The organism is Stenotrophomonas sp. STEN240, assembly GCF_056756175.1.
The window spans coordinates 183,280-194,951 of the sequence record NZ_JBRRBO010000001.1 but is presented as its reverse complement, the minus strand read 5'-3'; the positions used below and the strand labels follow the sequence as shown (position 1 = coordinate 194,951).

General features: G+C 55.4%; 5 protein-coding genes. All 5 read left to right on the top strand.

What is annotated here, in order from left to right; translation table 11 throughout:
• The first annotated feature begins 127 nt into the window (after window positions 1–127).
• The 5 genes from ACVOKO_RS00775 (at window position 128) to ACVOKO_RS00755 (ending at window position 11,643) form a co-directional block, all read left to right on the top strand.
• Entirely contained in the window at window positions 128–757 is a 630-nt protein-coding gene (locus ACVOKO_RS00775; protein ID WP_346496322.1) for a tyrosine-type recombinase/integrase, read from the top strand.
• Between the two features lie 591 nt (window positions 758–1,348).
• Complete coding sequence (locus ACVOKO_RS00770) at window positions 1,349–4,828, top strand: autotransporter outer membrane beta-barrel domain-containing protein (protein WP_346496320.1); 3,480 nt, start codon at window positions 1,349–1,351, stop codon at window positions 4,826–4,828.
• Between the two features lie 2,111 nt (window positions 4,829–6,939).
• Window positions 6,940–8,841, top strand: coding sequence for a hypothetical protein (locus ACVOKO_RS00765; protein ID WP_346496318.1), 1,902 nt, complete (start codon window positions 6,940–6,942; stop codon window positions 8,839–8,841).
• Entirely contained in the window at window positions 8,838–9,794 is a 957-nt protein-coding gene (locus ACVOKO_RS00760) for a hypothetical protein (RefSeq protein WP_346496316.1), read from the top strand. Before ACVOKO_RS00765 ends, ACVOKO_RS00760 begins: the two co-directional genes overlap by 4 nt.
• Window positions 9,795–11,289: 1,495 nt before the next feature.
• The gene (locus ACVOKO_RS00755; protein ID WP_346496314.1) at window positions 11,290–11,643 is read left to right on the top strand and encodes a hypothetical protein; all 354 of its coding nucleotides are present in this window, start codon (window positions 11,290–11,292) and stop codon (window positions 11,641–11,643) included.
• Window positions 11,644–11,672 lie beyond the last annotated feature (29 nt).

Below are 11,672 nucleotides of genomic sequence, written 5' to 3'. Positions count from 1 at the left end.
TGCGCGATGAGTCCCGGCCACCAAGACAAGGAATTGCCGGGCACAGATGGGTTCGTGAACCGTCGCTAATCTCGCCAGCAAGCGTCGCGAGGCGCGCCGTGGTCGGAAGGATTGCTTCCCAACCCCAATGAGATTTCCCAGTTCACTTCCCTGTCCACTCGATTTCCGATATTCGTTTCCGGCGAAGGATCGACGGAAGCGCAGATCATTTCATGCAGGCACGGTTGACGCTCCTAACTTGGAAAATCCTTTTCCATCTCAATTCACACCGTGGAACAAGGGAAAGTTGGTCGGTCAAAAGGCACCGCTCAGACTCAGCGACATATGGTCGATTAGGGTGCGCCTACAGCTTGCCGGGCGTGCTCGTGATCTGGCGCTATTCAACCTAGCGATCGACTCAAAGCTAAGAGGGTGCGATCTGGTCAGCCTACGACTGCGAGACGTATCTCATGGCTCAGCCATTGCCAGGAGGGCTACCGTACTGCAGCGCAAGACAGGTAGGCCAGTTCAGTTTGAGCTGACGGAGTTGACAAGGTCCGCAATCGCCGAATGGTCCCGTCAAGCTCAGCTACGACCAGCATCCTACTTGTTCTTTGGACAGGGTGATGGCCACCTTTCCACCCGCCAGTATGCGCGCATCGTCGCGTCATGGGTCACAGCCGTTGGACTCGACCGTCACAGCTACGGAACTCACAGCATGCGTCGGACCAAGGCATCACTGATATACCGCCGGACCAAGAACCTGCGCGCAGTTTAGATCCTGCTTGGCCACACTAAACTTGAGAGCACAGTGAGGTACTTGGGCATCGAGGTGGAGGACGCTTTAGAGATGGCGGAGCAGACCGAGGCCTGAGAGGAAGAAGCTTAAAGGACCCGCGGCCTCCACAAGGCACATCTGGAGGCCGCTTTCGGCCAATACCGGACGTCCCGTGCCGCCGGCCATTGTCTGAGCGGTTCAGGCAGTGCGTCCTGCTCAGCGGCGCAGTAGTTTTACTGGCGGCTGCTCGCAAGTATTGCGGTTGAGTAGCGAAAGGTGCGTCGCCAGACTCGCATTACTGGTGACAGCCTGCACGCAGTTGGAATACTGCCAGTGGCGGTCTGTCGCTGCTCTTCATTGGAGAGGCTGCATGGCTATTCGCAATGACAGCCCCAAAGCTTGGTCTCCCAAATAGGGACGTTGCACCTCGCCCACTCCTCACACCTCGCCCACTCCCTTGCCAGCGACTTTTCCGACCGAGCAAACGATCGCGCCACCGTTTGATACCTGCGACGCAAGACGGAGAGAGGGTTCGGCAGCCACTGTCGGCCATTGCCCCCGGCCAGATGCCAGCGATCGGAGAGAGCAATAATGAAAAATAGCGGTGCATCCTCCTCGATCTCCAACATTGTTGGAGTTGGTATCGGTTTCGGCTGCGCCTCACGACGTAGCTTGTTGCGGCGGTCGGACACTACTGCAGCACTCATCGCGCTATCCATATTCTTCAATTCGGATATGGCTCAAGCGCAGGTTTCAACCTGCGCAGGGCAGACAGGCGGCTGCAGAATCGACCAGGTCCTGTTCGGCAATTCTCCAGCTACAGCGCCAATTGGCAACGACTCCGCTGGAGGGCTGACTATTGGCTACTCCAGCAACGGAGCCTTGGACATCCAGGGAGGCGCTACAGTCGTTAGTGGTTTCTCCTTTAACGGAATTGGAAACACAATTGGAGACTTGGCGACCGCGGAAGGCGCAGTGACCGTAAGCGGCCTCAACTCCGCGTGGAACTCATCAGGCAATGCCCTCATCGTCGGCAATGCTGGAACGGGCACACTCAATATTCAGGGCGGTGCCCAAGTCGTAAGCACGGCTGGCGGGCTCGTTGGCAATAGCGCCACGGGTTCAGGCACAGTGACAATTGATGGGCCGGGCTCACTCTGGCGGACCAACACTGCCAGCATCACGGTAGGCAGTGCAGGAAGGGGCACGCTCGCGGTCCTGAACGGCGCAAGTGTCTCCACCAGCTTCCTGGACGTTGGTGGCAACGCGGACGGGTCGGGCGCGGTCACTGTGAATGGCTCTGGCTCGGTAGTGCAGACAACCGGCATGCGCGTAGGAACCGCCGGTTCGGGCACGCTTGCGATTGAGAACGGCGGGACGGTCAACAACAATGGGAACGTGTTCATTGGCAATGGCGCGTACGGCTCTGGCGTGGTCACACTGATTGGTGCTCAAACCAACTGGAACAACAGCGGCGGCGTCTATGTCGGCCTGTTCGGTACAGGTGCGCTCAACGTTGCTGACGGTGCAACTGCCAGCGCCAGCTCCATCAACGTGGCTGCACGCACCGGAAGTCGGGGCACTGTCAACATTGGTGCACAGGCCGGCGCAGCCGCCGCCGCGCCAGGGACTTTGGCTGCCACCTCCGTCGAGTTTGGCCCTGGCATCGGCCTACTTGTGTACAACCACACCGCAGCCGACCATACGTTTGTCCCCGCCATCAACGGCCCTGGCGCGGTAAGCGTTCTTTCCGGGACGACCATCTTCGCCAACGACAAGGCTTACACCGGCGGTACCACTATCTCCGTTGGCACCTTGCAGCTGGGTAACGGCGGTGCTGGTGGATCGGTCGTCGGCAACATTACCGATAACGGGACGCTTGCGTTCAACCGCGGTGACGTCTACACGTTTGACGGCGTGATTTCAGGCACCGGTGTGGTGAACCACTTGGGGGCCGGTACCACCATCCTGACTGCCGATAACACCTACACGGGCGGGACCACAATCGCGTCGGGCACATTGCAGCTTGGCAATGGCGGTGCGGCTGGCTCCATCGTGGGCGACGTCACCGATAGCGGTACGCTGGCATTCAACCGGAGCGACACTCATACATTCACCGGCGCCATCTCCGGCACGGGAAAAGTCAATCAAGCCGGGACCGGAACCACGGTTCTGACCGCTGGAAGTACATACAGCGGGGGCACCACGATCTCGGCCGGCACGTTGCAGCTCGGCAATGGCGGCACATCGGGCGCGCTTGTGGGCGATATCACCAACAATGGGCTGCTTGTCTTCAACCGGTCCAACGTGAGCACATTCGCGGGCGCGATATCGGGTACCGGTGGGGTCGACCAGATCGGCAACGGCACTACCCTGCTGAGCAGCACGGCCAACTCCTACAGTGGGGATACCCGCGTCAATGCGGGGGTACTACAGGCCGGTGGGGCAGGTACCTTCAGCCCCAACACGGATGTGACCGTCGCAGCTGCCGCGATGCTTAATCTCAACGGTTTTTCACAGACCGTCGCTGGCGTCGCCAATGCCGGGCGGATCATCTTCGGTGCAGACGCACTGCCCGGCATCACGCTGACCACGCGAGATTACTCCGGCGTCGGCGGCACACTGGAGATAAACACGCTTCTGGGCGGTGACGGGTCATCGTCCGACCGGCTGGTGATAGACGGTGGCGCCGCGTCCGGTAGCTCGATCCTCGTGGCGCGTAATGCAGGTGGGCTGGGCGACGTCACCGTCGGCAACGGCATTCTCGTGGTGGATGCGGTCAATGGCGGCTTAACCAGCGGCACCGCGTTCGCGCTCACGACACCGGTAGTGGCCGGGCCATACGAGTATGGACTGCGTCGGGGCAGCGCTGACGGCAGCTCGGCCGAAAACTGGTACCTACGCTCCACCTTGGACTGCGGGGCCGCGGGCGCGTCGTCGCCCCCCTGCCCGTCACCGCCGCCTCCTCCGCCGCCGCCGGTGCCACCACCGGTGCCACCACCGGATCCGCCGCTGCCACCGCCCGCCCCCCCCGTGCCGCCGGCATATCGGCAAGAAGTGTCCTTGGCTGCTGCCCTTCCCTCCATGGCGGCCATCTACGCGCGCGCAGTTGTTGACACGCTGCATGAGCGGGTGGGCGATGAGCACTTGCTGAGCCAGCGCGGAGCCTCCTCACCCGATGCTGGCATTGGCGGCGCGTGGGTCAGGGCGCTGCACCACGACGGCGAACGCGACGGAGGCAACCAGGGCATCTATGGAAGCAGAGGGCCTGGGTTCGACTACGCGTTTGATGTGCTGCAAGTGGGCGTAGACATCTACCGTTCCATCAGCGAGGACGGCAGCCATCAGCATGCCGGTGGTTACCTGGCCTACGGCAAGGCGCGCGGGAGGGTGCGGCACAATCTGCTCGACTACCATTTCCATGCCGGTACTGACGAGTTTGACGCGCACACCGTCGGCGCGTACTGGACAGCATTCTCGCCCCGTGGCGCTTATGTGGACTCGGTGGCGCAGTACACCTGGTATGACATGCGAGCCAAATCCACCCGGCTACCGGACATATTCACCAACGGGACCGGCGTGTTGGCGTCCGTGGAAGTGGGCTGGCCCTGGTTGCTGGGCGCGGAACGAATCGGCGACATGTCGAAGCCAGGTTGGCGCATGGAGCCGCAAGCCCAGGTCATCTGGCAGAAGACCGCGCTGGACGACCTTGTCGACTCGACAGCGCGGGTACGATACAGGGATGACGACGCTAGCGTTGGCAGATTGGGAATACGGCTGAACCGGCTCGGCCAGCGAGCGGCAGACTCAGGTGATCGAACGACAAGTTGGTGGATCCGCGCCAATGCCTGGCACCAGTTCAGCGGCTCGCCAACCACTGAATTTTCCAGTGCACGCGGCTACGTACCTTTCACCGCCGACCTCGGCGACAGTTGGGGTGAAGTTGGCGTCGGCGGCACTTGGCAGGTGAGTGCCCTCGGCTATCTCTTCGCGGATGCTGACTACACGTGGAGCTTCGATGGCGAAGAATCATCATGGAACGGAAAGCTGGGCATGCGTTGGCAGTGGTAGGGCATGGCACGCACAGATGCGGTAATCGCTTGAATAACCCCTGTGCAAGGCCGATTACGCTCTCTGTTATCGGCCAGAACCGGACCTCTACCCTACCCCTGATAACGCCCCCTAATCATGCGCAGGGAATCGTCTTCATACCGTTCCCCACTGATCAAGCTGCTGTTGTTCTGCCGATAGAGCAGTCGATCCATTGCCCGTTCTGTCCGGAAAAGTAGCCTGCGTATGGCTTGTTCTGACCATAGGTCATCACGCCTTCTACGTAATCAAATGACGCCGCGCGCGCCTATCGTGACCCCAGAAACGCAGCTAGGTCTGCATCATGTTCAACCAAAATTCTCTGACTGCCTCTCCCCCGGAGCAGTATAGATCTGCGTCTATGTGCGCTTTGGTGATGGTTCGTACGACATCCTAGATGCTCCCCACCATCCTCCTCAGGTGAGAAGACAGTGCGATGAGGGCCACGGTTGATTCTAGTACGCGGGTGAAAGGGCTGAAGTTTTCAAATAAACTTTTTGCACGCATTCGTTGTGGTAGGCGAGTCAACATAGACCGTACGAGCTAGTGCCGTTAGATAGTCTTGCAAGCAATGTCATTGCGGCACGGCGCTATGTAGTGAGCATGTGGCGAATGCTCGCCATGCTTAACTCCTATATTGATTGAGTCATGACATTCGAATCATGTGATTTCAAATCACATGATGTGATGTCATTTTACTCTCGAAGAATCGACTTGAAATAAAAAATGAGGTGCGGTAACAGTAGGAGCTGGAATCATTGTCGACAATGCAAAGCATTTGGGCTCATCCGGATCAGGGTCATTCTGGGTACGAGCAATAAGGAACGGTGCCACCTTCCTCCAGGCACTCTATAGACGCTGGACCAGACCCAACATAAGAAAAGAAAGCGCCCGGCGGCAACCGGGCGCGGGGTGATGCGGACTGCTACTTCTGGCCAGAATCTACCCCCTTTTCGCCCACAGGTACACCCCTTCCTTTTCGGAAGTACGGGTGCGGGAAAGAATTGCTTGGAGTAGTGCAATGAGCCCTGTTCAGTCAAAGGTCGAAATCCGGTATCTCGTTTATTCCCGATCCGAAGCCCGCTCATCTTTCCTGCCTGGCTTGAACGTCCACCGGGTGGAAGTCATTCACGACGAAACATCGCATCCTCCGACTAGTGGCCCCCTTCGATACGAAGGCTTTGCGGTGTATGACGTCGCCAAGTGCAGGCTGGTTCGGCTACTCGTGTTCCTGGAGCCGGAACATATGATTGTTGAGTGGTCACTTCCCCCCCCGGCTTCCATAGATGACATCCCAGTCTTCTCAACCAAAAGCTCTCTCATAGGAACGCGGCCCGGGCTATCTGGCAAATCTGCGCTACCTGAGGGCAAGTCATGATCAGACCGCCAATACCCGCAATAGAGGTTCCCTTGAACACGGCTGGTCCGACCACCCCCTTCACCTCTCGCGAGCTGACAAACCAAGAAGCTCGAAAGTTGGACGTTTATTACTACCTATCCCCGAAGAACAAGAAGCGAATTGTTTCTCTGGTTGAACCTTGCAGGCTAGCCATCGGCCTGGAGTACGAGTTCGATTCTGACGTTATTAGCTACGTCGAAAGGCCGAGAACACTCTCGGTGGAGAATCGCGAAATTGAGCTTTGCTTTTGGATAAGTCGAAGAGGTGGATCAGAGAGTTTCGTAGTATTTCGCCGCCAAACCAAGCCCAGTATTCAAGCTGTGCGTGCAGAAGAACGCTTCTGCGATAAGCTTCTAGACGCTGCCCGCAATGTCGGAGTGGAACTCTACGTACGGAAACCTCAGTCGTTGATCCAGGCCAAGGTGGCCAACGCCACACGCTTGGAACTATTGCCTTATGTCCAAGCAGCAGGTGTCCTCAATGGTCTTGAGGTTCTCATCGACGCAGTTCTAGCTCACATGCGAGCATATCCCATCAGTTCTTTCCATGCTATAGAAAGAAGCTTGTGCGGCCCTTTTGACTGGCGTGATGCTCGAAGCGCGACCTGCCTACTGATCCATCGTGGCATCCTCAGCATTAAACTTCAACGAGCGCCTAAGAATCTCTTCTAGCTTGTCTTTGACAGAGGCCGTCAATGAATGAGCTCAGCCTTTACGAGATTGGGCAATGGGATCAGTTTACGCCCACCAGACTGACACTTGATCAACAAAAGGTATTTTTGGCGCGAAAAGATGCAATGCGTGCCGTGGCAGCAGGATCATCAGTGACATCCGCTGCCAAACGTTACGTGGTTAACGTCAAAACCCTCACTAAAACAATTGGGAATGCCAGATCACTAGCGTCGGATGGCCGGCCCTGGGGTTGGCGTGCATGCATACCGTATCGAGTGAGAATAAGCAGCAGTTCAATCGCAGATGAGTTTCCGAAGCTCGCTGGCCCTGGCGCCTTCAATGCATTTCTAAAAAAAGCGCCAGAGTTTGTAAAACTACTGACCGATTATACAGGACCCCTATCCGGGCGAAACTCTCCTAGTTCACGTTTCAACGATTTCTTTGCAACTCTACGCAAGTGGATTAAAAAGAACGTCCCTAAGGATCGCTATCCAGCGAACAACGATAATTTTGCTCGTCGCAGCATTATGGAATTCATTCGTAAGCAGAGGGAGGGGCAGCCATACGTCGATGAGAATTTTGAAATTGAGGACGCCAACGCCGCCGGGCAATTGTCAGAAGTCTTCGCCTTGCAGTTGGGAGATTGGGTGCAATACGACGGACACTCCCTGGACTGCCCATTTTATGTCGCGGGTGAAGACGGTGATGGCCACCCCTATCTACAAAAAATCATCCGGACTTGGTTGCTAGTTGGCTATTTTGCGCTGCTACGCTTGTGTTCAAGTTGGAAGCTATCTTTTGGATTGAACTACAACGGAACCGATTTCAATGAGGCCTGCACCAAGAGTTTAAGGCATTGGATGCCGCGCGACCTCGTTGTACCAACGATGTCGTACGTTCCCGGTAGCGGCATAGGAACCGCGCCGGCCATCGGCATAGTGGCGCTGCCCGCGATCACCAGTGTGGATAACGCGATGGCTCACCGGCTAGAAGTCAATCGGCAAAGAATGGCTAGTGAAATGCTTGGTGTTGTAAATCTAGGGAGAGCTCACGTCCCTGAGGCTCGTGGACATTTAGAGGCATGGAACAAGAAAATTGAAGAAGCAGCGATTCGGCATCTTCCAGGCGCATATCGCCCTGCCGGCAAGAATAGCGATAAGGCAGTACGGACAAACAAGGACGACCCTAAAAATTTTCCGATCGAAACAACAGCGCTCGAAGATCTAATGGATGTGACTATTAGTGGCTCCAATGTAACTGGACTGCAGGCCTTCCAAGGCCGCTCACCTCTACAAGTCCTGCAGACTTTTGTCGGGACGGGGGGCTGGGTATTCGCCACACGAGATAATGAAGCGCGCGCCGGTGCTATGTCCACCCTCCAGTGCTCTGCCAGAATATCAGGTTCAAAGGGAAAAAGGAGACAGCCATACGCGCGCTACTCAAACGCGCGTTATCGCTCGGTCTCATTAAAAAACAGATGGGACCTTGTTGGAAAGAAGTTCTCAGCCACAATTGATATTTTGGACGGTAGATTTCTCAATTTATACAACGATGATGGTGAGTTATTTGTTGTACTCCGAGCCCTTCGACCGTGGGGGCAGACTTCGCACAGTCTTGCATTGCGCAAAATAATCCACGGAAATTCTTACAAAGGAAAGTTCGAAATTGAGGGCGCCCCTTGTGCGATAAGCGCGTACAAGCAGTATTTGCAAGAGCAATTTGCTGCGCATAAGAACGCTGCAACTTTAACCGCGCAGCATGGAGCAGCGCTCGACGCTGCACTTGATTCTTCGCATGCCTTGAGGGCGGAAGTAGAAGATGCCAAGCCCGACTCCCAATCTATACGCCCATCTAAGGGTATATCGGAAATCTACGTGCCGCTTACCGGGCGCGTGAGTCTTGAAAAAGAAGGTGGTTCAAAATGACCACATTCTTCGACAAAAGGGGCCGTCCCATTGTGCCTACGGCGGGGATGGAGGATCAGCTCACACAAATATCATCAGCTATCGAGGCGGACTATCATGGTTGTGGGTTCCATTCGCTCACGCGATTCGGCAAGAGCACCCTTGCCGAATTTATCTGCGCCTTCCATGCTTGGATTCGTACAAAATATCTAGCTAAACAGCTCGATGTTCGGACAATCGGAGGCGGTGAATCCGCAATATTCGATTGGTTTCTCAATCAAATTGGTATCCGAAGCGTCGCAAGACAAGGGGCTGACGCGAAGCTCGAGAGAATAGCGAATACAATCCATTTGCAACTACAAGCAGCCGACTCCAATCTCTTTCTTGCGATATTTGATGACGCCAACTTGCTTGATGCCGATGCATATCAGCACATCGTGACAATCGACAAAGCACTCTACAGTCGAGGCATACGCCTTTTCGCAGTTTTCCTCTTCCAAGACAATCACACTTCGGGAAGAACTGAGAAAATAAATAGACTGATCGTGCCACCTCAGGTTAGAAGCCGCTATCTCACGCGATACCACCGCATGCATGGGATCCGTGGCCCGGAAGATCTTTACATATTCCTACAGAGATTCGAGGACCAAGTGTATATGGAGTCCGGAGCAGACGTCTCGCTACCCAGGCACCTTTGCCCTAGCTTGTATGAGAACGGATTTCGCCTGTGCAACTCAAGTGAGCAGATTTGGGAACAGGGGCGTATCCTCAAGGTAGCAGCCGGCCGATTGCTCCATGATGAGTGGCCCATGAAGGCAACCAGTCTGATTGCGTACTTTCTTGCTACTCGTGTTATTTGCTCGATAGGTTTTACCGAGCTCACGAACGATCACATCACCCAAGCGATCCGCTTCTCCGATCTTGCAGCATATAACGGAGAATCGGGCGAAGTGATATTCAGCGATGATCAATAACGCGAGCGCGTTAGCGCCAGTTGCTCATCGCAACATCGACGAAATATTCGGCATATCTCCCTTTGGATTTGTCGTCCAGAGCCTTCGAATAAACTGTCTACTTCCTTCAGATGCATTTGCCACTATGGGACTGCGATTAACATATGGAGAAGACTGGAGTAAGCGCCTTTGTCGCTCACAGAAACTTAAAGAATCCATTCTGAAGGCCGCACCATCCGCATATCCACTTTTCCCGCTATGGGACCTGGGGCAATGGCAAGCATTTGGTGATGGCCTCACATACTCGCGGGCCTCCCTAACAGCTTGCCCAGAGTGTCTAAAAACGGGTTATCACTCTATGTTGTTCCAAATGCCGTGGACGAATCGCTGCCCTTGGCACGATCTGCCGCTGATTTCCCAATGTCCTGTCTGTGCCAGCCCTCTATGTAAGAGCATTAGTCGCGACTTATCAGCTCTTGTTTGCGCTTGCGGCTCGGACCTCGTTGATGCCATGCAATTAGTTCATGAACCAAAGACTCTGATAGAGGCTAGAATCAAAAGCCTAAAGCGATACTTGAGATGGGCGCAGGAAAGCCGTGATAGACGCGACCTATTCGGATTGGAACAGGATTCTGATCTCTGGGAAGACACAATCCCGCTGGTTTTCAAGAACAAGCTTGCTTGGTCCAGGCACGGCACACCGAAAGATTCGAACTTGAGTAGGGTTTCGATCGTCAGGCATGAGCCAGACCTGCCTTGCGAGTCAGAACAAAACAACTTGCTACGAATCGCAAATGACACTGGGAGGTCGCGGGATCTTTTTCTAGAACTGCCGGTTTCTTTTGAGCTTCCTATGAGGCATGTTTCCAGCTGCGTCGCCACCAAATTTTCGCCGAATAGTTTCTCTGAAAGAGAACGCATCTGCCTAGGTATCGATGGAGCATCCGAGTACGAGGAATGGCAGCCACGTGCCTCTGTCATTCTGCTGACAGCGTACTACGTTCAGGAAAAGCTCTTCTTTGATGGACGTATTCTTTCAAGGCCTGTGCAGACCATACTTCAACAAATATGCCTGTCAATTGCTCATCACGTGCGCGATAAGCGGCGTACTGACGGATATGTCAGAGCATACGAGCGAGTCCTGTACCGAGGCTACGCTACTGCGGCTCATCATGCTCTAGCCAAAATAGAGGAGCCCGTTATCAGACCCAAAGCGGTGGCATGGAAGCCCGTAGTGATGGTACGCAGACGAAAGAAGGTCAGTCGGTTGGTGTTGCTTTGGCTTGGAGATCCACCTGCCAAATGAATCAGATGTTCCTTATTCGATGATAATTTCTGCAATGGTTGTGATTCTGGTAGAAAAGTCTGCTTCTGTTGCCAGTAGAGCCATACTGTCTGCGAGTGCTCTGGCAGAATTGAGATTGCTAAGCGGCGTTGAAGTTAACGATTTCAAGTACTTGTCCGCCATCCGATCCTATGCGATGAACACCTCCTAAGGATCAGGGGAAATTGAGGCATGAGTGACAGCTACAACATTGACCGCAGGCCGCCATGCTGGCTGCCCGGCGAACAATGCCCGAATGCGTGTGCATCTGCCCATCACCGGCACGTCATCGAAAACCACGTCGAGCTTCACGGCCCTTGGGCTGGATGGCGACTGGCTGGCCGTGACCCGGTGGCACCGTCGGTCGAAAGAATCCCAGAGCGCCGGCTGCGTGGCCTGCTCTGGCGCGCCGATGCCTTTGATTTACGTGACGCGACACGTAAAAGTAACGCTGCGCGAAAAGCCCGTCCGCAGTCGATGGTCAAGGTGGTTGTCGTAGACCTGGGCGAATGGCGGGAATGCCACTTCGGAACCCGCGCTGGATAAGGGCGCATTCGTAGGGGCCTTGCCCCTAC